The sequence below is a fragment of the Vibrio sp. 1562 genome (assembly GCF_033340155.1).
Lineage (GTDB): Bacteria > Pseudomonadota > Gammaproteobacteria > Enterobacterales > Vibrionaceae > Vibrio > Vibrio alginolyticus.
Window position 1 is genome coordinate 88,702 of the sequence record NZ_JAWOVY010000015.1, and the last position, 24,489, is coordinate 113,190.

At 44.9% G+C, this 24,489-nt stretch carries 22 protein-coding genes and 2 tRNA genes; 13 read left to right on the plus strand and 11 right to left on the minus strand.

Annotated elements, in window-relative coordinates:
• Positions 1-86: 86 nt before the first annotated feature.
• Both R7Z49_RS16010 and R7Z49_RS16015 read left to right on the plus strand, forming a co-directional pair.
• The gene (locus R7Z49_RS16010) at positions 87-2,783 is read left to right on the plus strand and encodes a heavy metal translocating P-type ATPase (RefSeq protein WP_186584435.1); all 2,697 of its coding nucleotides are present in this window, start codon (positions 87-89) and stop codon (positions 2,781-2,783) included.
• A 21-nt stretch (positions 2,784-2,804) separates the two neighbouring features.
• Positions 2,805-3,254 carry a DUF411 domain-containing protein gene (locus tag R7Z49_RS16015; protein ID WP_318111824.1) on the plus strand — a complete coding sequence of 150 codons (450 nt, stop codon included), beginning with the start codon at positions 2,805-2,807 and terminating at the stop codon, positions 3,252-3,254.
• A gap of 65 nt (positions 3,255-3,319) precedes the next feature.
• On the opposite strand, the gene R7Z49_RS16020 is transcribed toward R7Z49_RS16015, so the two are convergent.
• Entirely contained in the window at positions 3,320-4,012 is a 693-nt protein-coding gene (locus R7Z49_RS16020) for an oligogalacturonate-specific porin KdgM family protein (protein WP_005382004.1), read from the minus strand.
• A gap of 439 nt (positions 4,013-4,451) precedes the next feature.
• Positions 4,452-7,103 carry a beta-N-acetylhexosaminidase gene (locus R7Z49_RS16025; protein ID WP_186584436.1) on the minus strand — a complete coding sequence of 884 codons (2,652 nt, stop codon included), beginning with the start codon at positions 7,101-7,103 and terminating at the stop codon, positions 4,452-4,454.
• 494 nt (positions 7,104-7,597) lie between these two features.
• Between R7Z49_RS16025 and R7Z49_RS16030 the strand changes: the two genes are divergently transcribed.
• A complete protein-coding gene (locus R7Z49_RS16030; RefSeq protein WP_054576682.1) occupies positions 7,598-8,470 on the plus strand; it encodes a TraB/GumN family protein in 873 nt (290 codons plus the stop codon).
• Positions 8,471-8,621: 151 nt separating this feature from the next.
• Positions 8,622-9,005: a hypothetical protein gene (locus tag R7Z49_RS16035; RefSeq protein ID WP_005384085.1), complete on the plus strand. Its 384-nt coding sequence runs from the start codon at positions 8,622-8,624 to the stop codon at positions 9,003-9,005.
• A gap of 186 nt (positions 9,006-9,191) precedes the next feature.
• Here the strand turns inward: R7Z49_RS16035 and R7Z49_RS16040 are convergent.
• A tRNA-Pro gene (locus tag R7Z49_RS16040) sits at positions 9,192-9,268 on the minus strand.
• Positions 9,269-9,527: 259 nt separating this feature from the next.
• On the opposite strand from R7Z49_RS16040, the gene R7Z49_RS16045 reads away from it, so the two are divergent.
• The 3 genes from R7Z49_RS16045 (at position 9,528) to rluF (ending at position 11,634) form a co-directional block, all read left to right on the plus strand.
• A complete protein-coding gene (locus R7Z49_RS16045; protein ID WP_005382236.1) occupies positions 9,528-9,668 on the plus strand; it encodes a DUF3149 domain-containing protein in 141 nt (46 codons plus the stop codon).
• Between the two features lie 132 nt (positions 9,669-9,800).
• A complete protein-coding gene (smrA, locus tag R7Z49_RS16050) occupies positions 9,801-10,382 on the plus strand; it encodes a DNA endonuclease SmrA (protein WP_005382233.1) in 582 nt (193 codons plus the stop codon).
• A gap of 94 nt (positions 10,383-10,476) precedes the next feature.
• Entirely contained in the window at positions 10,477-11,634 is a 1,158-nt protein-coding gene (gene rluF / locus R7Z49_RS16055; protein ID WP_017634839.1) for a 23S rRNA pseudouridine(2604) synthase RluF, read from the plus strand.
• A 64-nt stretch (positions 11,635-11,698) separates the two neighbouring features.
• Here the strand turns inward: rluF and ybaK are convergent, their stop codons facing one another.
• From ybaK to hemA, 8 genes are all read right to left on the minus strand, one after another.
• Positions 11,699-12,172, minus strand: a complete 474-nt coding sequence (gene ybaK, locus R7Z49_RS16060) for a Cys-tRNA(Pro) deacylase (RefSeq protein ID WP_005384092.1) — start codon at positions 12,170-12,172, stop codon at positions 11,699-11,701.
• A gap of 102 nt (positions 12,173-12,274) precedes the next feature.
• Entirely contained in the window at positions 12,275-13,957 is a 1,683-nt protein-coding gene (ushA, locus tag R7Z49_RS16065) for a bifunctional UDP-sugar hydrolase/5'-nucleotidase UshA (RefSeq protein ID WP_132937040.1), read from the minus strand.
• A 220-nt stretch (positions 13,958-14,177) separates the two neighbouring features.
• Positions 14,178-15,029, minus strand: a complete 852-nt coding sequence (gene kdsA, locus R7Z49_RS16070) for a 3-deoxy-8-phosphooctulonate synthase (RefSeq protein WP_005384095.1) — start codon at positions 15,027-15,029, stop codon at positions 14,178-14,180.
• Positions 15,030-15,082: 53 nt separating this feature from the next.
• Positions 15,083-15,892: a SirB1 family protein gene (locus R7Z49_RS16075; RefSeq protein ID WP_005384098.1), complete on the minus strand. Its 810-nt coding sequence runs from the start codon at positions 15,890-15,892 to the stop codon at positions 15,083-15,085.
• Between the two features lie 5 nt (positions 15,893-15,897).
• Positions 15,898-16,281, minus strand: a complete 384-nt coding sequence (locus tag R7Z49_RS16080) for a SirB2 family protein (protein WP_005382225.1) — start codon at positions 16,279-16,281, stop codon at positions 15,898-15,900.
• Positions 16,282-16,321: 40 nt separating this feature from the next.
• Positions 16,322-17,176 carry a peptide chain release factor N(5)-glutamine methyltransferase gene (prmC, locus tag R7Z49_RS16085; RefSeq protein WP_115385795.1) on the minus strand — a complete coding sequence of 285 codons (855 nt, stop codon included), beginning with the start codon at positions 17,174-17,176 and terminating at the stop codon, positions 16,322-16,324.
• A 3-nt stretch (positions 17,177-17,179) separates the two neighbouring features.
• A complete protein-coding gene (gene prfA / locus R7Z49_RS16090) occupies positions 17,180-18,268 on the minus strand; it encodes a peptide chain release factor 1 (protein WP_005382222.1) in 1,089 nt (362 codons plus the stop codon).
• A gap of 29 nt (positions 18,269-18,297) precedes the next feature.
• Positions 18,298-19,554 (minus strand): glutamyl-tRNA reductase, encoded by a 1,257-nt coding sequence (gene hemA / locus R7Z49_RS16095; RefSeq protein WP_005384104.1) that lies wholly within the window; start codon positions 19,552-19,554, stop codon positions 18,298-18,300.
• A 134-nt stretch (positions 19,555-19,688) separates the two neighbouring features.
• On the opposite strand from hemA, the gene lolB reads away from it, so the two are divergent.
• From lolB to R7Z49_RS16125, 6 genes are all read left to right on the plus strand, one after another.
• On the plus strand, positions 19,689-20,327 hold the full coding sequence (gene lolB, locus R7Z49_RS16100) for a lipoprotein insertase outer membrane protein LolB (protein WP_017634843.1): 639 nt from the start codon (positions 19,689-19,691) through the stop codon (positions 20,325-20,327).
• Positions 20,324-21,196, plus strand: a complete 873-nt coding sequence (ispE, locus tag R7Z49_RS16105; protein ID WP_064369040.1) for a 4-(cytidine 5'-diphospho)-2-C-methyl-D-erythritol kinase — start codon at positions 20,324-20,326, stop codon at positions 21,194-21,196. The genes lolB and ispE overlap by 4 nt, the downstream gene beginning before the upstream one ends.
• A gap of 27 nt (positions 21,197-21,223) precedes the next feature.
• Entirely contained in the window at positions 21,224-22,168 is a 945-nt protein-coding gene (locus R7Z49_RS16110; protein WP_005393176.1) for a ribose-phosphate pyrophosphokinase, read from the plus strand.
• 151 nt (positions 22,169-22,319) lie between these two features.
• Positions 22,320-22,910 carry an aminoacyl-tRNA hydrolase gene (pth, locus tag R7Z49_RS16115; protein ID WP_005384112.1) on the plus strand — a complete coding sequence of 197 codons (591 nt, stop codon included), beginning with the start codon at positions 22,320-22,322 and terminating at the stop codon, positions 22,908-22,910.
• Between the two features lie 10 nt (positions 22,911-22,920).
• A complete protein-coding gene (ychF, locus tag R7Z49_RS16120) occupies positions 22,921-24,012 on the plus strand; it encodes a redox-regulated ATPase YchF (protein ID WP_005393178.1) in 1,092 nt (363 codons plus the stop codon).
• Between the two features lie 284 nt (positions 24,013-24,296).
• A tRNA-Met gene (locus tag R7Z49_RS16125) sits at positions 24,297-24,373 on the plus strand.
• The last annotated feature ends 116 nt before the right edge of the window (positions 24,374-24,489 follow it).

The following is a 24,489-nucleotide window of genomic DNA, read 5'->3' on the forward strand; positions in this document are numbered from 1 at the left end:
AATTGTTGTGAGTAGCAAATGGGTATTGACCTTACCCTTGCAGGAAGGTTTAAGCTCATAGCATCACTACTATTGAGGTGCAGATTATGTATCAGTTAGTTATACCTTTATCAGGGCTCAACTGCATGGGCTGTGCGAGAAAAGTTGAGAATGCTTTACATGCGAATCACGATGTGGAGATCCTCAATTTGTCCCCGACGCAAGTAGAGGTCAAAACCGAGTCTTCTCTTAAAGAGCTCGTCTCGTCGATTGAATCTCTTGGTTACCAAGCAGGAAATCACTACGAACTAAACCTTTCAGGCTTAAGCTGTGGCGGTTGCGTCAAAAAACTTTCATCTTTATTAGAATCTAATCAAGACGTTATTTCTTTTGAGGCTTCAACAACGCACTTAGAGATTCGTACCCTCCTCTCCGAGCAACAAGTGATCGACTTAATAGCAACACTCGGCTATACCGCCAACCTTGATTCTGTTGAAGTAGAGAACGAAAGCTCACCAGAGACCGAACAGGTAGAAAAGCAAAGCAATATTAAAGATACGCAGGTGCCACCAGCGAGTATTCAATTGCAAATGCTGATTCAAGGCATGACGTGTGCGAGTTGCGTATCTTCAGTAGAGAAAGCACTTACTAACGTAGAAGGCGTTGAGAAAGCACAGGTCAACCTTGCAGAACAAAGCGCACTAATATTCGCAAGCCAAGACTCTGATGACCTCCTTAACGCAATTGTTGAATCGGTAAAACAAGCCGGTTACCAAGCAGAGATCCTACAAGGCGCCGCAACCCAGCAAGAAAAGCAAGCTCAGCAACAACGTCAGCAGCAAAAACGCTTCAAACTGGATGCTATTGCTGGCCTTGTCGTCGGTGCCCCTTTAATGATTTGGGGCGTTGCTGGCGGCAATATGATGATTCGCAACACCAACGACCAATTAGCTTGGGGCGCGATCGGTATCGTATGTTTACTCCTTCTTGCCACAGCGGGGAAACACTTCTTCAGTAACGCTTGGTTAGCAGCTACTCACAAGCGCGCCACCATGGACACGTTAGTCGCGCTCGGTACTGGCGCAGCGTGGTTCTATTCGATGCTTGTGGTGATTTTCCCAGACTGGTTCCCTCTTGCTTCACGCCACGTGTACTTTGAAGCGAGTGCAATGATCATCGGCTTAATTTCTCTTGGTCACTATATAGAAGCAAAAGCCAAAGCAAACACAACACGCTCATTGCAAGCTCTGATTAACCTGCAACCTCAGCAAGCTACGGTAATCACGGAACAAGGCGATCAACAAATCGCGGTTGAGCAAATCACGCTAGGCATGAAACTGCGTATCAAACCAGGCGAGAAAGTGCCTGTTGATGGTGTTGTGATTCAAGGTGAATCATACATTGATGAGTCGATGCTCACTGGTGAACCAGTACCAGTGTTAAAAGCGCAAGAGGCTCAAGTGTCTGCTGGGACATTAAATACCGATGGTGGATTAGTCATTGAGGCAACGGGCATTGGCGCAAATACCATGCTGGCTCGTATCATCCGCATGGTGCGCACAGCGCAAAGCAGTAAGCCAGCCATCGCGAAACTGGCAGACCAGATTTCATCGGTGTTTGTCCCTGTCGTTGTTGGCATAGCAATACTGGCCGCACTCGTTTGGTTTGCCGTTGGCCCAGAGCCAAAAGCGAGTTATATGCTGGTGGTCACCACAACCGTCCTGATCATCGCCTGCCCTTGCGCTCTAGGCTTAGCAACCCCACTTTCTGTCACGGTGGGAGTGGGTAAAGCCGCAGAGCTCGGCATTCTGATCAAAGACGCCGACGCCCTTCAATTGGCAAGCAAAGTCGACACGATTGTATTCGACAAAACTGGCACGCTTACCCAAGGTAAACCTAGCGTTCAGCAAGTGTTTACTCACGCCACCAGCCAAGAAGATCTATTGGCTTTAGCGTATGCAGCAGAGCGTCAGTCTGAGCACCCACTGGCAAAAGCGGTATGTGATTACGCCAAACGACACGACGCAAAGGATGTCTCATTAGACAAGTTTGAGAACGTTCGCGGGCGCGGCATTTTGGCGACGTATCAAGATAAACCGCTGCTCATTGGTTCGCTTCAATTTATGCAAGCAGAGAACGTCGAGACTAGCGCACTAAAATCTGCCATCGATGAATGCGCAAAAAATGCGTGGACTCCGGTAGCTGTGGCATTGAACGGCGAACTGATCGGTCTGATCGCCATTGCCGACCCGATCAAATCAGATGCGAAACAAGCGCTCTCTGCATTAAAATCGCAAGGCATCAAAACGGTAATGCTGACGGGCGATAACCAACACGTTGCCAATGCTATCGGCCAAGAACTTGGTATTGATGAAGTGATTGCCCAAGTAATGCCAGATGAGAAAGCTCAGCACATTGAGCAACTTCAATCTCAAGGACATGTCGTGGCAATGGTGGGGGATGGCATTAACGACGCCCCTGCTCTCGCGTTATCCAACCTCGGTATTGCTATGGGTAGCGGCAGTGATGTCGCCATTGAAAGTTCGCAAATGACCATCCTGAACACGTCACCAATGGCGGTAGTACATGCGATTGAACTCTCTCGCGCTACACTTAAGAACATGAAGCAAAACCTATTTGGAGCCTTTGTTTACAACTCGTTGGGTATTCCAGTTGCCGCTGGTGTGCTTTATCCAGCGTTTGGATTTTTGCTCAGTCCTGTTGTCGCAGGAGCGGCAATGGCACTGTCTTCAATTACTGTCGTTAGTAATGCAAATCGACTACGACTGTTTTCAGTAAAATAACCACTTCTTTTTGAGGGTATTATGAAGTTGAAACTATTGACCTTTGCAATGCTTGCGACCGTGTCCGCCAACGTATTGGCAGCCGATGTCATTAACCATAAATCGCCATACTGTGGCTGTTGTGGAGAATGGACAAAACACATGGAAGAGAACGGCTTTACGGTCGAAGAAAAATTGCACGATGGCATGAACGCCATCAAACGCGATCTAGGCATCAAGAACGAACAGCTTTACTCTTGCCACACGGCAGAGATCAACGGCTATCTGTTCGAAGGTCACATTCCAGCCGAAGACATTAAAGCGTTTTTGAAAAATCCACCACGTAACGCAAAAGGCCTATCAGTACCGGGCATGCCAATGGGCTCCCCTGGTATGGAATATGGCGACAAAAAAGACAGCTACACCGTTTACGCCTTTAACGAAAAAGGCCAAGTGTTCGAATATAGCCACCACGAAGGCAACGACCAATAAAAACAAAGCCCAGCGAGATAAACCGCTGGGCTTTTTCTTAATGGACAGTTAAGACAAATATAAAATTAGAAGCCGTAAGAGGCACCAAATACAAAAGCGTTATTCACTAGGCTGTCACCACTCGCGTTTTCTGCACCGTGTGCTTGACTACGGAACTCAAAGTAAGGTTGAACACCTTTACGAGTCCACGTTGCACGAAGCTCGTGGTCCATGGTTTCCGCTTCAATCATGTAGACGTTGTTGTAGCTTAGCGTCACATCCTCATTCATCACGTAACCGATGCGGTTGTCCATGCGGTAATCTGTATCCGCATCTGCGTCTGTCGCATCAATGTGCGCACGAGTACGGTTACTTAAGGAGATGCCGTTATCGAAGTTGTAACCGATCTTAACCAATGGACGGTACTGTACATTCTCGCCAGCAGAGAACAGGTGTTGGTAACCCGCGGCAACCCATAAATGATCGGTAATATTAAATGACTGCTCACCACCCACAGTGATTGCTGGTGTTGTGTTACCTGCGCCACCGTTTTCTGTTTCCAGTTTACCCAACTGAATACCATCAAATTCGGTGTAAACCGTAAAGCCGCCGAATTGGTTATCAAAAGTATGACCAGCTTCCAGTGTAGACGTAACGTCCGAACCATGAATTCGACCATCATCGTGGAATTGAACATTACCTGTTACGTAAGAAGAACCAGCAAAAGCGCTAGAAGCGAAAGCGAGAGAAAGAGCACTCAGTGCAAAAATGTTTTTCATAATTACTGCCTTTATTTATTCACGTTATGCGATAGTTTTAGAGGGCATCTCTTCCCTTTTATCGCAAACTTTGGAATGTGCCTCCTTGGCGTTCGCAATATTGTTTTAATTAATTCGCGATGGAAAATAAAACATTTTAAAAAGTGATCTTGTTCAAACCGAAGCTCAACAACCCTGATAAAAACATGGGAAATACAGGCACTTATCGTATTTTTATAAAATTATTCAAAAAATAGAAGTGTGATCATAAACAGGTTGTTTATTGATATTTAGCAGATTAAGTCGATCCAGTTCACAATAACCTTGACCATTGCAACCAAAAACTTATTTATCAATGAAAAATAATTAGACATCGATCACGCTTAATTTCCTCAAAAAATAAAGAAAGCCCCAACATGATGTTGAGGCTTTGCCAAAAAATTAACTTACAAGAATTGAGTTATTTCACGCTGGTCACTCGACTTGCTTTCTCACCGGTTGCTGACACGGAACGGATAAACACTTCACCTTTCACATTTGGACGAGCACTATCTGCGTAAGTTAGCCAGTTCTTGCCGTCTAGAGAGTATTGAAGCTTCACACCCGGGAACTGAACGTTCATTGCCAGTTTACCCTCTTCAACTTTCGCGCCTGGTACAGGTAGGCGGTAGTCGATACCCGCTTTTTCTAGCTTAGCCAGTTCGCGTTGGCCAAGTACGTTCGCAAAGCGGTTGTAGTCTTGGTTTAGCGCAGCTTTGTTTACTAGGTTAGAGTTTTGCGAGTATTCAACACCCACTTTGTAGTCGTTTTCCCAATCAGCACGGTGCCATGCACGTTCAGCGGCTGCCAGTACGCGAGGGAATACCATGTACTCGTATTGCTCGTCGTTACGTACTGTCTCAGACCACAGCTGTGCTGATAGACCATAGAAAGGTTTCGCTTTGATTTCACCTTTACCAGTGAAGCCGTTACCATCGCGGTCTACAGAGGTTTCTGCGTTCTGAGGCATGTTCTCTGGTGCAAAACCAAACATCTTACGAGTATCTGTTGCACGCGTCGCCCAGTAGTAACCACGCTCTTTCGGGTCAACTTCGTACGGCATGTCCATGTATACGTAGTCTGGGTTAGAAACGATAACGTCGTAACCTTTCTTAGACCATTCGTACACTGATGATGTGCCACCCCAGTAAAGAACGTCCCAGAAGTTAACACGCGTGTTTTCTGTTGCGAACGCTTTCTCACCTTCACTGTACTTAAGGCCATCTTGCCAAGCTTGGAAGTTTGGAATGCCTTTCTCTGCCACCATCTTCGACACTTCTTCTGCAAAGTGGCTTGGTAGATGAGCAAAATCGCTTACCGTACCGTCTGCAATTAACGTCTGACATTGTGGTGACTGTGCGAATGGCTTGTCTTGCTTAGACAAATCAATGTTACCCTTCCAGCTTACTTTGTCTTCTGCGTTGATGTCTTGCAGACCAGCGCCTAGCTTGATGTTCTTCGCTTCGTCACCACCAAAGTGCCATGTTGTTAGCGGCGTGCCCGCTTCTTGGTGCATTGCTGCTACTTCTGAAATCACTTTATCAACAAAGCGAGTTGAAGATTCCATACATGGGTTGATGAAGCTTTGCTTGTTGTAGAACTGAACCGTCGTTACGTTCGATGTATCTTGAGGATCCATCAGGCGGTACTCGTTCGCTTCTGCTTCTTTACCTTCTTCCATTAGACGGTCGTAACGTGCTTCCATTGATACCACTGCTGCACGAGCGTGTGCTGGCATATCGATTTCAGGAATCACTTCGATGTTACGCGCTTTCGCGTACTTCAAGATGTCCACGTAGTCTGCTTTGCTGAAGAAGCCAGAACCAAAGTTGTCTGTCGTTGCACCTGAGCCAAGCTGAGGCAGTAAACAGCTTTTCTCTTCCAAATCGAAACAACGGTTAGCACCCACTTCAGTCAGCTCTGGCAGACCCGGGATTTCTAAACGCCAGCCTTCATCATCCGTTAGGTGAAGGTGTAGTTTGTTCATCTTGTACGCGGCCATTTGGTCAAGCGTTGCAAGAATCGCGTCTTTAGAGTGGAAGTTACGAGCCACGTCCACCATCACACCACGGTAATCAAAACGCGGCGCATCTTTAATAGACAGTTGTGGTAGAGAATCAGCATTTTGGCTATCTACCAGGCCAAAGATAGATTGTACTGCGTAGAAAGCACCTGCTTGGTCAAACGCTTTAATCGCAATACCGTCGCCTTTGATGCTCATTTCGTAAGCACCAGATTTTGCCAATTCACCGGTGAAGTCTGCAGGAACAACAGTGATGCTTACAGGAAGATCACCACGAACATCCACACCTACCACTTCTGCACGACCTTGAATTGCTGCGTATTGAGCCGCATCGAATGCGTCTTTAGGCAGCGCAATACCCGCCGCGATATCTACCGTACCTTTACCTGCTTCAACAGACATTGGCGTTGGTAGTAACGTGGTTGATACGTCTTGTTTTGCTAGATCTTCGTTCTTCTCGAAACGAGACACAGCGCTCGCAAATACGTTGTTGTCATCTGGCGTACGTTTTAGGTTGTTACCCTCAAGGCCAGTCACGAAAGATGCAACGTCTTCTGTGTTAAGAGAAGCGATCATCTTAGGCTCTGCATTTGGTGCAGCAACGAAAGCGCCTGGCATGAAGTCAGTTTCAAATAGCTGCCAGTATTCAGCAACAAGAGGAAGCACAACCTCTTCACCCGCAGCAAAACCATCAAACTTATCTGTTGGTTCTAGTTTGTGTAGATCACCCGTTACGCGAGAGATTTTAAACTGTTCGTTTTCAACATCCAGAATCAGACGAATGCTATGGAAGTAAATAGCCCAATCTTTTGAGTCAACCGCTTCACCTTGGTTAACCAGCGTCATGTTTACCTTGTTACAAGACGCCCACTCAGCCCCTAAGTCCTGACAAGCAAGACCTTCGTTTGCACCGTGGTTAGTCAACACTTGGTATTGAATATCAAGATTATTAGCCAACGAATTTACAACTTGTTGTTCAGAGCTTTGCAGCGCAGAGCAACCTGCTAATGTAGTGATAACAGAAACAGCAATCAGACTAGGTTTAAACATCTTACTTCCCCAAAAAAGTCAGTGGTTCAAAACGACAATGATAAAAATCTCGGCCCCTCAAATGCGAGGTGCCTAACCGTTACATTCAACATACAACCTGTTATTTCTAAGCGTAAAATAAATAGAAATAGGAAGTGATCCAGTTCAAAAAATGACACTCAGAAAAAATAATAAAAACCTAATTTTCATGGAGTTACAATACACGTCAAAATCGAACAACTTGTTTTGACGAGTTTGCTGCGATCTAGGTCACTTATATTCATGAGTTACGACTGATTTTGTAAGATTTGGATCACGCCTAATTATTTTGTGAGCCATTAGTAAGCGAATTACCTATTTACCTTTCGTGAAGTGACTCTCATTTATTCGTCGTCAAAACTCGTCAATATTTTTAGAAATGACGATTTTGTCGAATACCCCACTGGAGAAATTGCACTTAACCTCACGCTATTTTGCGTATAAAGTTTAAAGGTATCTTATCTGAGGACCATTCTATGTTTCGTCTCTTGACGCTCATATCATCTCTACTTGTTACTTTGACTCCTTTTTCATCTTATGCAGAGCCACAGCATTGGTTAGCAAAAAAAGGGGAAACCGAACTTATGATTATTGGCTCGGTACATGTGGGGGATAAAACGATGTACCCACTCCCTAGAACGGTCATCCAGCATTTAAGCCAAAGCACAGGGTTGATTATTGAAGCAGACGTCAGGAATTCTGAAGGCTTGGTTTACCCACAAACAACCATTCTTTCTAAAGATGTTTTAGACAGAGCTCAACGTCGCCACTTAATTGAAATTGCCCAAGATTTAGGTTTGCCAGAAACTCAACTCCTAAATTCCCCACCTTGGATGGCCGCATTCACCATCCAACTCGCTTTAGTCAACAAACTGGGGTATGTCTCTGATAAAGGGGTCGACATGCACTTAATAGGACTCGCTGATAAAAAGCAAATCCCGGTCATTCCACTAGAGTCCGTGCAATTCCAAATCGATTTAATCGCAGGTCAATCAGAAGGCGGTAAAGAGATACTTCTCTCATCAATTGAAGAATATGATGGCGGAGAAGAGTTGGTTCAATGCTTGATAGAGAGTTGGAAGAGTGGTGATGGTAGCATGTTGGTCGAAGCCTCTTTGACCGATCATACAACAGAAGAGTTTAACCAAGCCTTTTTATACGAGCGTAATCGAGATTGGGCTAAAAAACTCGACACTGGCAGTGTTCTACCTCAGCAATCGGGTCGTTACACCGTTGTTGTTGGTGGCTTGCATTTAGTAGGTAAAGATAACCTGATTGAACTGCTTAAAAATCGGGGATTTAACATCAAACCACTGGGTAAGACGCGCCAAGCAAATTGTGATATCTAGTGATTGTTTGAAAAATGCCATTTAAATATAATTATTTAAATACAACCATTTAAAATTCATTCAAACTTTCTTATAAAACGCCGTTAAGCTAAGTGGATACAAAACAACTCATATGAAATTTAAATATTTATTCCTATACACGATTGGAATTATGCTCACTTCTTCGCTGTCTTATGCTAAACCGCCATGCAACGTAGAAGCTTTTCAAGCTATTGATATAACTCCGGAAGTAAAAGGCGGTGTTTTAGATAAAGAGAGTGGTCAATTTCTTATTACCGAAAAACCAATGATGCGTTGCGCGAACATCACGTTTTCAACAGCCCACACTCGAAATCGCGTTGCACATATGATGAACCAAGGCTTTGAAGCGGTTTACTATGATGGAAATACAAGCAAATCTCACTCAGTAACGTTTGATGAAGACGATTTAAAAGCGGGTTACGTCAAGATTGGTCCAAATCACCCAAAGACCGCTTATGTCTGCTTCACTACTTCTGAAACTCCTATCAATACTATCTCGTGTGACATCAAGTAATAAATTTACTCACTCTAAAAAATGAAAAGGCCCTACATTTCTGTAGAGCCTTCCTCTCAATACGTGTCGGTGAAGTGCCATATTCGAACATCAGGCGAACCCCAATTTGATTCGATACTATTGAAGTCTAAAATTACTAGCGCTAAAAACGACGAAAGCCTGCTCATTGAGCAGGCTTTCTAAAAGTGGTCGGTGAAGAGGGATTCGAACCCCCGACCCTCTGGTCCCAAACCAGATGCGCTACCAAGCTGCGCTATTCACCGAGATGTTTAACTGAGGAATTGTCCCCGTCAACGAATGCGTATATTACGGATTCTGAACTGTGGCGCAAGTGCTTTTTACAAAAAAACCTTAGGTCTTAATTCGTTTGATGAATAACTGAACACTAGCACGTAAAATGTGACTGATAACTCACAACAAAATACAGTTTATTAACCTTAGCAACATAATTGATCCAGATCAGTGTGCAACAAGACACCGCCATTTAGTTTATTCCTGTCGGGAACATCTTGGAGGAAACGTATGGACTTTTGGCTTGATCTCCTATTTGGTAATGCAGTGGGTCTATCGTCAATGATAGTAATTTTTGGGGCAATTGGTCTGATGTTATTTTACGGCGGTTTCTTCATATACAAGATCATGAACGACAAATCTCCTCACTAGATCTCGCTTAGCTCTAGAAACGCTTTGCACCGGAGTCGGTTACTTGCCTACTCCGGTTTTTTATTTGATCTCAATGCACCACTCATTGATATAATCCTATTATTCTTCCCTGTTCTTAATGAGATTACTGCTATGTCTCACGACGACGATTTTGATCTATTTCAACAGATGATGGGCGATGTAAAGCCAATCACTCAAGACACCACCGAACACAAAAAAGTACACCAAGTAACAGAAGCACAGCTCGCAAAACGCGAAGCAGCAATCTGGTTAACGGAAGATGACCCAGAATACCTATCACTTGATCACGCTGAAATGCTCAAGCCAGAGGACTTTGTTGAGTTCAAACGTGATGGTGTACAGGACGGGGTTTACCGCAAACTTCGCCTTGGTAAGTATCCAATCCAAGCTCGCTTGGATTTGCACCGTAAAACATTGAAAGAAGCACGTGATGAAGTCGTGACGTTTTTAAAGCAATGCCTATCAATGGACATTAGAACGGTCGTTATCGTCCATGGTCGAGGAGAACGCTCAAATCCACCTGCAATGATGAAAAGCTTTGTTAGCAGTTGGCTACGACAAATAAAGGAAGTCCAATGCGTCCATAGTGCGCAACGCTTTCACGGTGGAACTGGAGCCGTTTACGTCCTACTTAGAAAAAGTGCGGAAAAGAAATTAGAAACCCGCGAACGTCACCAAAAACGGTTAGGCTAAATTTCACCCTAATGCTAGAATGCCCGCCCTTATTCTTCCTTCCCCTTAAAGGAAGGGAGCTTCATTCGCCGTTGTGAAACGTTAGGAGACAAAAATGTCACAAGACAACGCTAAACGATTAAATAAATTCATCAGTGAAACGGGGTTTTGCTCACGCCGTGAAGCAGACAGACTGATTGAGCAAGGCCGTGTCACCATTAATGGCAACAAACCTGAAATGGGGACAAAAGTGCTACCTGGTGATGATGTTTGTGTGGATGGTAAGCCAGTGGCAGCAAAAGAGAAGCCGATTTATATCGCTCTCAATAAACCAACAGGCATCACCTGTACAACTGAGAGAGACGTCCCTGGAAACATCGTTGATTTCATCGGCCACCAAAAACGTATCTTTCCGATCGGCCGCTTAGACAAACCCTCTGATGGTCTGATCTTTTTGACCAACGATGGCGACATCGTGAACAAAATCCTTCGCGCAGGCAACAGCCACGAAAAAGAGTACGTCGTACGCGTGGACAAGCCAATTACAGGCGAGTTTCTCAAACAGATGTCGAGTGGCGTTAAGATTCTCGACACAGTCACCCTACCTTGTAAGGTAACGAAAGAAACTAAATTCTCTTTCCGTATTGTGCTCACTCAAGGACTTAACCGTCAGATCCGTCGCATGTGTGAAGCGCTGGGCTATGAAGTATTCAAGCTGCGTCGCGTACGCATCATGAATATCTCTCTTGATGGTATTCCCAATGGGAAATGGCGTTATCTAAGTGACGAAGAAGTGGCAGAGATCCTAGCAATGTGTGAAGGCTCGGTAGGTACAGAAGAAGCATCAAAAACAGACTCTAGAGGTCGCAACATTCGTAAAGCGACCGACGCGAAGCTGTTTGATAGCCGTGAAGAAAACCAAGATTCTACTGCTCGTCGTAACCAGAAGACACGAACTTTCCGCGGTAACAATGCTGATGAATTCCGTCATGCACCAAACTCGAAAAAAGGTCAACAAAAGCGTCGTCAGCGTGATGATGAAGGCGGACGTCCAGCTAAAGAACATTACAAAGCGAAATCACAAGGTGAACGCAGCAGACCGCAAGGCGAGCATGGTAAATCGCACCGTAAACCAGATGCATCGAGCAATACGCATTCAGCAAACAAGCCTCAATCACTGAGTAAGCCTAAGCAGCATTACATGAACCCAAATGCCGCGAAACCAAGCAAACCAGCTAAACGCACTGGTGGTACATTGAGTCTGAAGAAGTAACGCTTCACTGACAGGCAAGATCAAAAAAGGACGCTCATGAGCGTCCTTTTTATTTGTCATGAGTTTACAAACAAAGAGGTGCAAACTGACCACGAGTTAAGCTCAGCAAATCTCTCGGGGCTAACTCAATTTCTAAACCACGTTTACCAGCACTCACACAGATTTTGTCTTGCTCTGCTGCGCTTTCGTGCAAAAAAGTAGGTAAGGCTTTCTTCTGCCCTAGTGGGCTAATTCCACCAACGACATAACCTGTGGTCTTTTGGGCGATTTCCGGATCAGCCATATCGGCCTTTTTGCCCTTCGCTGCTTTCGCCGCCAGTTTTAGGTTCAGCTTTTGGTCAACAGGGATAATCGCAACCGCAAGGTTCTTTGGCTCCCCGTTCAAGCAGAACAGCAAGGTTTTAAATACTGTTTTCGGATCCTGCCCCAGTACTTCAGCAGCCTCCAAGCCATAACTATCGGCTCTAGGGTCATGCTCATACTGATGAATCGTGTGTGGAATTTTTTTCTTTTTCGCAAGATTAATGGCCGGAGTCATCAAGATTCTCCTCATAAAAACAAAAAGCGCAGATTGAATTGGATCTGCGCTTTTAGTTAATGATATCAGCGAGTTTGAGTCAATCGCTTTTTCTCTGTTGGGTTACTGATCAATCGCCGTATCAACTAAATACGTGATTTCACCTGAAGGGGCATACTCATTAACATCAATAGGGCTATGTGTTTCTAAATAATCCTTCAAAACCTCAGCATCGGTAAAACCTGTATTTACATACCCTGGATGATCGTCGATTTTAGGGTAACCATCTCCACCAGCAGCATTATAGCTTGGTACGGTAAAGCGGTAATTACCATCTAAGCGAAGTTGCTTATTACCAATAAACACATTGGTTACCTCACCATTATTGATACTCATCGCAATGCCGGCAAACTGTGCATAAGCACCAGAGTCAACAGGCTTAGTTGCAACGACATTTAGATAATCTAATACCTCTTTACCCGTCATATCAACGTAAGAAACCATATTGCCAAATGGCTGAACAGTGAGCACGTCTTTATAAGTAATATCACCCGCAGCAATCGAATCTCGAACACCACCAGAATTCATTACGGCGAAATCTGCTTTCGCACGTTCCATGTGAGCCGTTGCAATTAATCGGCCTAAGTTTGTTTGCTGGTAACGAACCACATTGCGGTCACCCTCAAGCTTACCGTTAGATTCTGCAATCTTCACGTTTAGTTTGCCCTGACCTTTTTCTTGATAAGGACGAAGAAACTCAAGCATCATTTCGTCTTGTTTAATCTCTTCTTGGATCAAGACTCGTTGCGACTGACCATCAACTTTAACTTTCTTTTTCAAGTTTACAGGGATTAGATCGTAGCTCACCATCGAGAGTTCGCCATTACGAAACTCGTAATCGGCGCGTCCCACATATTTCCCCCACTCATGTGCCTGAACAATAAAGGTACCATTTTGTTTATCGGGCTGACATTCATCACCTGGTTTAAAGTTCTTTTTGATAACGTTTGGACCTTCCATGCACACAGGTTCTTGTGAGTGTCCTCCAACGATCATGTCGAGATCGCCGTCATTCAAATAACGAGCTAACGCCACATCGCCAGGAGCATTGATGCCTCTATTACCATTTTCATAGTGTCCCATATGCGTGACAGCAAAAATCAGATCTGGATACTCTGTTTCTTTCAGTTCTGCAATCAGCTTCTTGGCTTCTTCTTTTGGGTCACGGAAGTCAATTTGTTCAATGAATTCAGGGTTGCCAAGTTTCGCTGTGTCTTCGGTTGTAAGACCAATGACCGCAATTTTAATGCCCTGCTTGTTAAACATCGCGTATGGTTGGAATAAACGCTTGCCAGTATTTTTATCGTAAATATTGGCAGACAACATCGGAAAGTTTGCCCACTCTTGCTGCTTGAATAGCACGTCCAATGGATTATCAAACTCATGATTACCTAGAGCCATCGCATCGTAACCAATTTTGCTCATGCCTTTAAAATCCGGCTCGGCATCTTGTAAATCAGACTCAGGTACTCCTGTGTTGATGTCACCACCAGAAAGCAATAACACGCTCCCCCCCTCAGCCTGTATTTCTTCGCGCAAATCATCGATTAACGTTTTACGCGCCGCCATGCCATATTCACCGTATCGATTTTGCCAAAAGCGACCATGATGATCGTTAGTGTGCAACACGGTCAATTTATAGGTTGTATCGGCATTCCATTCTGGTGCAGGTTGCGTAGCACACCCAGCTAACGAGGCCAAGATAGCGGCACTCAAAACAGTTTTGATCATCAGACGCTGATTCATTTATTTACCTTTTTCTTATTGGGATTACTGACGCACATTTTAAGCATTCGATCTATTTGAAAACCACGTGCACCCTAACACATTGATTTAATAATTATGATGCATTGTTTAGCAATAACAAATTCATCAGTAACAAGTTTGAGAATTTACAGTTTTTCAGATAAAAAAATAGCCAACACTCGGTTGGCTATAGTATTTGTTACCACCAGTCATCTGGCGTTTACTTGATATCGATATCTGCAAAGCTCTTGATTAGATCATCAAGCGATTTCATTTGTGCTAAGAATGGCTCTAACTTGTCTAGAGGCAGTGCAGATGGGCCATCACAACGCGCTTGGTCTGGGTTTGGGTGCGCTTCGATAAATAGACCTGCGATGCCTGTCGCTAGACCCGCTTTTGCAAGCTCAACTGTCTGCTCACGACGGCCGCCAGATGCTGCGCCTGATGGGTCACGCATTTGTAGTGAGTGCGTTACGTCAAAGATGATTGGGCTACCTTTCGAAGCATTTTTCATCACACCAAAACCAAGCATGTCTACAACTAGGTTATCGTAACCGTGGCAAGAACCGCGCTCACATAGGATGATCTTGTCGTTACCGCATTCTGCGAACTTCTCAACGATGTTACCCACTTGACCAGGGCTCATAAATTGAGGTTTCTTCACGTTGATAACCGCACCTGTTTTGGCCATAGCTTCAACAAGGTCAGTTTGACGAGCTAGGAATGCAGGAAGCTGAATAACGTCTACCACGTCAGCGACAGGTTGAGCTTGCGCTTCAGTGTGAACGTCCGTGATGATCTTTACACCAAAAGTGTCTTTCAGCTCCTGAAAGATTTTCATACCTTCTTCCAGACCTGGACCACGGTATGAATGAACAGAACTGCGGTTTGCTTTGTCAAACGACGCCTTAAATACGTAAGGAATACCAAGTTTTTCCGTTACTTTTACGTAGTGCTCACAGATCTGCATCGCAAGATCACGAGACTCAAGAACGTTCATACCTGCAAATAGGGTGAATGGCTTGTCGTTAGCAACCTGAATGTCGCCGATATTAACGATTTTCTGTTCCATTTTGATTCTCTTTTTCTGTCCACGATACGCCACAGTTCGGCACATCGATAAAATTAGTGAAGTGTGACGTGCGTTTCACTCATCACATTAACTTGTGATTTTAGTAGCTCAGAAGCCGGATCGTCAGGGCATTGGTCAATAAAGTACTGAAAATCTGATACCGCTACTTGAGGGCACTCTAGCTGTTGGAAAATAAAACCACGGTCACGAATTTCGTATGGGTCATCTGGCACAAACGTTAGAGCAAGATTCGTACAACGTAATGCCAGCGTATAATGCTCTTCGCGCAACATCGCACTTTTAATCAACGCCAACCAGCGACCAATAATTGTTGGGTTGTCAGCTTCCTCAAAATGTTCAGGCTTTAGCTGAGCTAGCGGTCCTTCCTGGCCAATAAGCCAAGCTTGAAGAATCCTTTCACCTACATACTCACCATTAAATGGGTTGATGTAGTCTGGCTTCTTATGCATCCAGTCGACTTTTAACAGGAACTGAGTAGGGAAAGTAACTCCCTTCAACGGGAACCCCAGCTTTTTGCCTAGGTATAACAAAATCGAACCTAAGCTCACAGGAATACCTTTTCTGCGCTCCAACACTTTATCGATGAAGCTGTTGTCCGAAATAAAGTATTCCTGCTCGTCGCCTTTGAACCCCCACTCGTGGAAAAACAGTCGTAGGAATGCATCAAATCGTTGCTCTTCATCGGTTTCATGAACAAGCGTGGCTTCTGCATCTTTGTAAAGACGCTCTAACTCTTGTTTCGCCCAATGTACTTTGGTTTCTGGGTTAATCGCTTTGTTGAGCTCAAGCGCACCTTCCACCAACGGTATATTGTCAAAATCTTCGTCAAAAAACTCTAACATGACGTCTATCCAAATAACGTAGGGCTCTTAGACACAGCAATGTTTGCAGCCATGACCAACCAACCCAATGCGCCGAAAAAGCCAAATATCTTCAGTAGGTTGTTTTTCGCAAGTTTCAATGAGAAGAATCCAAGCGCAATGTACGCCAGTACGCAGGTGATTTTGTTTGTTAACCACGGTGCGGCATCGGTAAACGGGATGAAACCAGTAATGAAAATAAGCGCGATACCTGACACTAGCAATGCAGTATCAACGATGTGGGGAAACACTTTCAAAAAGCGATTATTTCGCTTCGGTGAGTTCATCATCATTAACACGAATCGGATCGATAATAGTGTCGCGCTGAGCGCAATCGTCACTAAGTGTATGTGTTTTAGAGCTACGTACATTTTTCTTCTCTTTTTAGTTAGTGTTTGCTGACTTCCGTGATTAACAGGCAAAACAACCGAGCGTTACTCGATCGTTACCACCGTAATCTTTTTCCGTAACGACCTGTTGGTAACCAAAGCCACGCATTATCTCACGCACCGCCTCACCTTGATCATAACCATGTTCAAATGCCAGCCAACCGCCCACTTCAAGATACTGACGAGCAAGATCCGAGATATAACGAATATCAGCTAAGCCATTCTCTTTAGCAACTAATGCAGATTTTGGCTCAAAGCGCACATCACCTTGGGATAAATGTGGATCTTTTTCATCAATATATGGCGGGTTGGAGACAATTAAAGCAAACTTCGTACCTTCTGTAATAGGCTCAAACCAACTGCCTTGAGCAAAGGTCACATTTTTGATGTTTAGCTGCTCAGCATTGTACTCTGCAAGTGCTTTCGCTTCTTGCTTAAGGTCTACGCCCGTCACTTGACGCTTTGGCATTTCAGATGCAAGCGCGATGGCGATAGCTCCCGTACCCGTTCCAAGATCTAAAATAGGCCCAGTTTGCTCGTAGGTTTTATCGAGTGCAACCTCGACCAAACGTTCTGTATCCGGTCTTGGGATCAAGGTAGAGGGAGAAACTTTGAACGGTAGAGACCAAAACTCTCGCTCACCAATAATATAAGCGACGGGTTCACCAGTTAAACGTCGTTCAAGTAGAGCGTCAAACTGAGATTTTTGCTCTGCTTCTAATGCTTTTTCTGGCCAGGTCAGCAGGTAAGTTCGTGGTTTGCCAAGGACATGGCAAAGGAGTACAGCTGCATCGAGAGAAGGCGACTCTTTGCCGCCTTCTGCCAGTTTCGCCGTCGCACTTTTCAGTGCTTGCTCAATCGATTGAACTTGGCTCATCGATTAGCCGTTCTCTGCGAGCGCCGCAAGTTGGTCTGCTTGGTGCTCTTGAATCACAGGATCAATCAAGCTCTGCAGGTCACCTTCCATCACTTCGTTCAAACGATAGATGGTCAGGTTGATACGGTGATCAGACACACGACCTTGTGGGTAGTTGTAGGTACGAATACGGTCACTACGGTCACCAGAACCTAGAAGGTTACGACGTGTATCAGACACTTCTGCGGCACGACGCTCTTCTTCCGCTTGAACGATACGAGCAGCAAGAACCGCCATTGCTTTCGCTTTGTTCTTGTGCTGTGAACGCTCATCCTGACACTCTACTACCGTACCCGTTGGTAAGTGGGTAATACGGATTGCAGAATCCGTGGTGTTAACGTGCTGACCACCCGCGCCAGATGCACGGAACGTATCGATTTTCAGGTCTGCGGCTTTGATTTCTGGCAGATCCGCTTCAGGGATTTCCGCCATTACTGCTACTGTACAAGCAGAAGTATGCACACGACCTTGAGACTCTGTTGCTGGAACACGCTGTACACGGTGACCGCCTGACTCAAACTTCAACACGCCGTATGCACCGTCGCCGCTTACTTTCGCGATCATCTCTTTGTAACCGCCGTGTTCTGCTTCGTTAGAAGACATCACTTCGATACGCCAACCACGCTTTTCTGCGTACTTGCTGTACATACGGAATAGATCACCCGCGAAGATACCCGCTTCGTCGCCACCCGCACCTGCACGAATTTCTAGGAAACAGTTACGATCATCGTTCGGATCTTTTGGCAGAAGAAGAATCTGTAACTCATCAGTAAGACGCTCAATCGTCGCTTTCGCTTCTTTGATTTCTTCTTGCGCCATTTCACGCATTTCTTCGTCGTCTTCGTTTGCCATCTCTTCAGCGGCGACAAGATCTTCTTGTGCTTGTTGATAAGCTTGGAAGCACTTGGTTACTTCTTCTAGCTGAGAGTACTCTCTTGATAGAGCACGGAATTTGTCCTGATTTCCAATTACATCAGGATCACCAAGAAGATGTTGAACTTCTTCGTAACGTTCTACTAGCGTTTCTAGCTTAGTCAGAATAGAGGCTTTCATAGTGTCGTTTTCTTAATAAAAAGCGTGAGTTATAGATCATCCAAGCCAAGTGTTTGGCGGATAATCGTTAATTTTGCTGGTTCGCCTTGCTCTGCTGCACTTTGCAATGCGCGAGTTGGAGCGTGAATCAGTTTGTTGGTGAGTTTATTACTCAGCTCGCGCAGCACTTTCTCCGGATCTGCGCCTGCCGCTAAAGATTGCAAACTTTTGCTCAGTAACTCTTCACGAATTTCGTTGGCTGATTTGCGATAGTCGCGAATACTATCGACGGCTTGCAGTGAACGCAACCATGTCATAAATGCAGCGCTTTCTTCACTAACAATCGCTTCAGCTTGAATCGCTTCGACTTTACGCTGCTCAATGTTGCTGTCGATGATAGATTGCAAGTCATCAACAGAATACAGATATGCGTCGTTCAGTTCACCGACTTCCGACTCTACATCTCGCGGCACCGCAATATCGACCAACAAGATAGGTTGATGCCGGCGCTGCTTTAGAGCCGTTTCGACCATACCTTTGCCAATAATAGGCAATGGGCTCGCCGTTGAGCTAATCACAATATCCGCTTTCGCCAAATGTTCAGGAATTTCGTTCAAACTGATCACTTCTGCGCCAAATTGGTCCGCTAAGCCTTGCGCGCGCTCTTTAGTGCGGTTCGCGACAATCATTTTTGTGCAACCGTTGGACGCTAAATGCTTCGCGACCAATTCAATCGTCTCACCCGCACCAACCAAAAGCACGGTTGAATCTGATAACGACTCAAAAATATGTTTTGCCAGTGTACATGCCGCATAAGCCACGGACACGGCATTACCACCAATATCTGTCTCTGTTCTTACCCGTTTGGCGACTGAGAACGTCTTTTGAAACAGTTTATCAATCGAGGCATCGACGGCTTGATGATCTCGCGAGTCAGAAAATGCTTGCTTTACCTGCCCCAAAATTTGAGGCTCACCCAACACCAGAGAGTCAAGACCGCACGATACGCGCATCAAATGCTTTATTGCTGCTTGCTCTTCATGAACATACAAACTCGGCATTAAATCTTCGCGGCTCACTTGATGAAATTGAGCAAGCCAATCGATCAACTTGTTTCGCGCTCCTTGCTTAACATCGCAGTACAACTCAGTTCGGTTACAGGTTGAAACAATCACACTGCCGTTAACTGCTTCGTGCTCTCTAAGTTGCTCGAGTGCAGGGCCGAGTTTATCCGGACCAAACGCCACCTTCTCTCGCAAGTCGACAGACGCTGTATTGTGATTAATTCCAATAGCAAGCAAGGACATCTAACGTGGTATCTCTGGGATAGGTTATAAAATAGGTCCAGAATTTTACTGTAAGCACGCATTTATTGAAAGGGTAAGCCGGATTTGTTTTCCTAAGTGCGACTTTTCAATGCTATAGTTGTGAGCGATTCCCGATGAAACTGATTAATAAGCCATCAAACATGACGTTACGCTCCTTTATTCTTTTTTTCTTGTCGAGCTTACTGCTCGCTGGTTGTTCGTCCGTTCCTGAAAGTGTTACCAGCGTTGAATGGCAAGCTCATGAGCAGCGACTCGAAACCATCCAAGATTTTCAAGCAACGGGGAAACTTGGTTATATTGGCCCAGACCAAAGACAAAATTTAAACTTCTACTGGAAACATTCTTCAGCACTAAGCCAGTTGCGTTTAACAACGATTCTCGGACAAACGGCATTAAAGCTCACCATCACCCCACAAGGCGCCACAGTAGAAACTTACGATGATCAGGTCCTTTCTTCTCGCAGTGCTAACCAGCTGATTTACCGTCTTACAGGGTTGATGATGCCCGTCGATCACATGCCTGACTGGCTATTAGGTCTACCGACCGATGCCGACAAATTCCAACTGTCTCCAACCAATACACTGCAAGCGTTAAACAAACAAATTGGTTTAAATGATTGGAGCATTGCATATCAACGATATGGCGACGTTCAATGGCATGAACAGTCTCTCCCTCTGCCAAATAAGCTGAAACTCACCACAGCTGATGTCAAAATAAATCTAGTGATCACAAAATGGAACATCACCCAATGATTGAACTTTCAACACGCTGGCCATCACCAGCGAAATTGAATCTCTTTCTATATATCAACGGCCGTACAGAGAATGGCTACCACGAGTTACAAACCTTATTCCAATTCGTCGATCACGGCGATGAGCTCACCATTCAAGCGAACCATTCTGGTGATATTACGATTTCTCCAGACATAGAAGGTGTGCCCCTTCAAGACAATTTAATTTGGAAAGCAGCAACCGCGCTTCAAACTTACTCAAACTGCCCTTTTGGCGCGCATATTGAGCTACAGAAAGTGCTGCCTATGGGTGGAGGCATTGGTGGGGGCTCATCGAATGCAGCTACAGCATTAGTGGCACTGAATTACTTATGGCAACTGAATCTAACTGACGACGAACTGGCTGAAATAGGTTTAAAACTAGGCGCAGACGTGCCCGTATTTGTGCGCGGATTTGCAGCTTTTGCTGAAGGTGTTGGTGAAAAACTCTCTCCTGCTTATCCCGAAGAAAAATGGTATTTAGTCGTCAGACCGAATGTATCTATTGCAACCGTCGACGTTTTTTGTCATCCAGATCTGACGCGAAACACCCCAAAACGAGATCTAGAAACACTTTTAAATACGCCAAGCGTAAACGATTGCGAAAAAATTGTACGAATGCTCTACCCAGAGGTTGATAAGCAACTTTCTTGGCTGCTACAATACGCGCCGTCAAGATTGACGGGGACAGGATCTTGCGTTTTTGCTGAATTTTCGAGCAAATCTGAAGCAGAAACTATCCTTGCACAACTCTCTGATAAAGTCTCGGCATTTATCGCTCAAGGGCGCAATATTTCGCCATTAAAAGAGACTTTGGCTGAATACCAATCAGCCTCACACCGACCTATTTAAACTGGACGCAAACCCGAGGTTTCCACCGTGCCTGATATGAAGCTATTTGCTGGTAACGCAACACCTGAACTAGCCCAACGTATTGCTGATCGTCTTTACATCTCTCTTGGTGATGCATCTGTTTCTCGCTTTTCTGATGGCGAAGTTGCAGTTCAAATCAATGAGAATGTTCGTGGTAGCGATGTTTTCATCATTCAATCCACTTGTGCACCGACTAACGACAACCTAATGGAATTGGTTGTTATGATTGATGCAATGCGCCGTGCTTCAGCAGGCCGTATCACTGCAGTTATCCCTTACTTCGGCTACGCTCGCCAAGACCGTCGTGTACGTTCTGCGCGTGTGCCAATTACTGCAAAAGTTGTTGCTGATTTCCTATCTAACGTTGGTGTTGACCGCGTTCTAACTATCGACCTACACGCAGAGCAAATTCAAGGCTTCTTCGATGTACCTGTAGACAACATCTTCGGCACGCCAGTGCTACTTGAAGATATGCAGGCTCGCGGTCTAGATAACCCTGTAGTGGTATCTCCTGACCTAGGTGGCGTTGTTCGTGCTCGTGCAACAGCAAAAGCACTAGGCGACATCGACATCGCAATCGTAGATAAGCGTCGTCCACGTGCAAACGTTTCTGAAGTAATGAACCTAATCGGTGATGTTGAAGGTCGTGACTGTGTGATCGTTGATGACATGATCGACACAGGTGGCACACTATGTAAAGCAGCTGAAGCACTAAAAGAGCGCGGTGCTAAGCGTGTATTCGCTTACGCTACTCACGCAGTATTCTCAGGCAACGCTGCGGATAACATCAAGAACTCAGTTCTTGACCAAGTTATCGTAACTGACTCTATCTCTCTGTCTAAAGAGATGGCTGCAACAGGTAAAGTGACAACACTAAGCCTATCTCGCATGCTGGCTGAAGCGATTCGTCGTATCAGCAACGAAGAGTCAATCTCTGCAATGTTCAACTAATACGAACATTTCAGTTACACTGATTTCAAAAGCACCCCTCTTTGGGGTGTTTTTTTATTTGTACTGATAACTAGAAAATCCCTTGGTCGCCCACCGCGAGTTTTCTGTGCTATCATACTGCGCTTTTTGAGATTCCAGAGAGATCCTAACCTTGAGTCAACAAATCAAACTTCTTGTTGGTCTTGCTAATCCAGGACCAGAATACGCCAGAACTCGTCACAATGCGGGCGCTTGGGTTGTAGAAGAATTAGCACGCGTTCACAACGTTACACTGAAGAACGAACCAAAGTTTTTTGGTCTAACAGGACGCATTATGGTCAATGGCCAGGATCTCCGTTTGCTTATCCCAACCACCTTCATGAATCTATCAGGTAAATCGATCGCAGCGCTTGCGAAATTTTATCAAATTAAACCTGAAGAGATCATGGTTGCTCATGACGAGCTAGACTTACCGCCAGGTGTCGCTAAGTTTAAAAAAGGTGGGGGTCACGGTGGACACAACGGTCTGCGTGACACCATTAGCAAACTGGGCAATAACAAAGATTTTTATCGTCTTCGTATTGGCATTGGTCATCCGGGACACAAAGATAAAGTGGCGGGTTTTGTATTAGGTAAAGCGCCAGCTAAAGAGCAAGAGCTTTTAGATGCAGCAGCTGATGAGGCTGTTCGTTGTCTAGATATCCTGATTAAGGATGGCCTATCTAAAGCACAAAATCGCCTCCACACGTTCAAAGCTGAATAAGGTTACTATCATGGGTTTTAAATGTGGCATCGTTGGTCTACCTAACGTAGGTAAATCAACTCTGTTCAACGCACTAACTAAAGCGGGTATCGAAGCAGCAAACTTCCCGTTCTGTACCATTGAACCAAACACTGGTGTGGTTCCTGTGCCAGATCTACGTCTAGACGCACTAGCTAAGATCGTTAACCCACAGAGAGTTCTTCCAACGACGATGGAGTTCGTGGACATCGCTGGTCTTGTTGCTGGTGCATCACGTGGTGAAGGTTTAGGTAACAAATTCCTAGCTAACATCCGTGAAACAGACGCGATTGGCCACGTTGTACGTTGTTTTGAAAACGAAAACATTGTTCATGTTTCAGGTAAAGTTTCACCTATTGAAGATATCGAAGTGATCAACCTTGAACTTGCAATGGCTGACCTAGATTCTTGTGAGCGAGCGATTCAACGTAACGCGAAGAAGGCAAAAGGCGGCGATAAAGACGCAAAATTTGAACTAACCGTACTAGAAAAACTGTTACCAGTACTAACTGAAGGCGGCATGGCACGCACGGTTGAGCTATCTAAAGAAGAGTTAGCAGCAATCGGCTATCTAAACTTCCTAACACTGAAGCCAACTATGTACATTGCAAACGTAAACGAAGATGGCTTCGAAAATAATCCATATCTAGATGCGGTTCGTGAGTTCGCAGAAAAAGAAAACAATGTCGTTGTACCTGTATGTGCGGCTATCGAATCTGAACTATCTGAACTGGAAGATGAAGATCGCGAAGAATTCCTAGCAGATATGGGGATCGAAGAGCCGGGCCTAAACCGTGTAATTCGCTCTGGTTACGAACTACTGACTCTACACACCTACTTCACAGCAGGTGTTAAAGAAGTACGTGCTTGGACAATCCCTGTTGGTGCAACTGCACCTCAGGCGGCAGGTAAGATCCACACTGACTTCGAGAAAGGCTTTATTCGTGCAGAAGTAGTCGGTTACGACGATTTCATCCAATTCAATGGTGAAAATGGCGCAAAAGACGCAGGTAAATGGCGTCTAGAAGGTAAAGACTACATCGTAAAAGATGGTGATGTTGTACACTTCCGCTTCAATGTTTAATTAAATGAATGAATTCTAAACACTTCATTTACACTAAAAGCCAGCTGCTAAGCTGGCTTTTTTAATACCTTAAGTAAATGAGCAAAAATAAATTACCTAACTGCAAGCTAATTTATTTCCAGTTTTAGATCATAAACACGCCTCTTTGTTTAAAAAGGAAGCGAACGAGGTTTTTTCCGAAATTTATTAAAAAAAACTGTTGACGGATCTCACTCAACTTCGCATAATGCGCGCCGTTCCCAACGACAAGGCAACAAAGCGTTGAGAACAAAAAATACGGTTTTGGCTACGTAGCTCAGCTGGTTAGAGCACATCACTCATAATGATGGGGTCACAGGTTCGAATCCCGTCGTAGCCACCATTCCTAAATGTTCTTTTTATCAGAGCAGTTAGGAATAGATGCGGAAGTGGCGGAATTGGTAGACGCACCAGATTTAGGTTCTGGCGCCGCAAGGTGTGAGAGTTCAAGTCTCTCCT

Coding starts and splice junctions, on each gene's coding strand:
- R7Z49_RS16010 (WP_186584435.1), top strand. CDS start 87: ATGTATCAGTTAGTTATACCTTTATCAGGGCTCAACTGCATGGGCTGT.
- R7Z49_RS16015 (WP_318111824.1), top strand. CDS start 2,805: ATGAAGTTGAAACTATTGACCTTTGCAATGCTTGCGACCGTGTCCGCC.
- R7Z49_RS16020 (WP_005382004.1), bottom strand. CDS start 4,012: ATGAAAAACATTTTTGCACTGAGTGCTCTTTCTCTCGCTTTCGCTTCT.
- R7Z49_RS16025 (WP_186584436.1), bottom strand. CDS start 7,103: ATGTTTAAACCTAGTCTGATTGCTGTTTCTGTTATCACTACATTAGCA.
- R7Z49_RS16030 (WP_054576682.1), top strand. CDS start 7,598: ATGTTTCGTCTCTTGACGCTCATATCATCTCTACTTGTTACTTTGACT.
- R7Z49_RS16035 (WP_005384085.1), top strand. CDS start 8,622: ATGCTCACTTCTTCGCTGTCTTATGCTAAACCGCCATGCAACGTAGAA.
- R7Z49_RS16045 (WP_005382236.1), top strand. CDS start 9,528: ATGGACTTTTGGCTTGATCTCCTATTTGGTAATGCAGTGGGTCTATCG.
- smrA (WP_005382233.1), top strand. CDS start 9,801: ATGTCTCACGACGACGATTTTGATCTATTTCAACAGATGATGGGCGAT.
- rluF (WP_017634839.1), top strand. CDS start 10,477: ATGTCACAAGACAACGCTAAACGATTAAATAAATTCATCAGTGAAACG.
- ybaK (WP_005384092.1), bottom strand. CDS start 12,172: ATGACTCCGGCCATTAATCTTGCGAAAAAGAAAAAAATTCCACACACG.
- ushA (WP_132937040.1), bottom strand. CDS start 13,957: ATGAATCAGCGTCTGATGATCAAAACTGTTTTGAGTGCCGCTATCTTG.
- kdsA (WP_005384095.1), bottom strand. CDS start 15,029: ATGGAACAGAAAATCGTTAATATCGGCGACATTCAGGTTGCTAACGAC.
- R7Z49_RS16075 (WP_005384098.1), bottom strand. CDS start 15,892: ATGTTAGAGTTTTTTGACGAAGATTTTGACAATATACCGTTGGTGGAA.
- R7Z49_RS16080 (WP_005382225.1), bottom strand. CDS start 16,281: ATGTACGTAGCTCTAAAACACATACACTTAGTGACGATTGCGCTCAGC.
- prmC (WP_115385795.1), bottom strand. CDS start 17,176: ATGAGCCAAGTTCAATCGATTGAGCAAGCACTGAAAAGTGCGACGGCG.
- prfA (WP_005382222.1), bottom strand. CDS start 18,268: ATGAAAGCCTCTATTCTGACTAAGCTAGAAACGCTAGTAGAACGTTAC.
- hemA (WP_005384104.1), bottom strand. CDS start 19,554: ATGTCCTTGCTTGCTATTGGAATTAATCACAATACAGCGTCTGTCGAC.
- lolB (WP_017634843.1), top strand. CDS start 19,689: ATGAAACTGATTAATAAGCCATCAAACATGACGTTACGCTCCTTTATT.
- ispE (WP_064369040.1), top strand. CDS start 20,324: ATGATTGAACTTTCAACACGCTGGCCATCACCAGCGAAATTGAATCTC.
- ychF (WP_005393178.1), top strand. CDS start 22,921: ATGGGTTTTAAATGTGGCATCGTTGGTCTACCTAACGTAGGTAAATCA.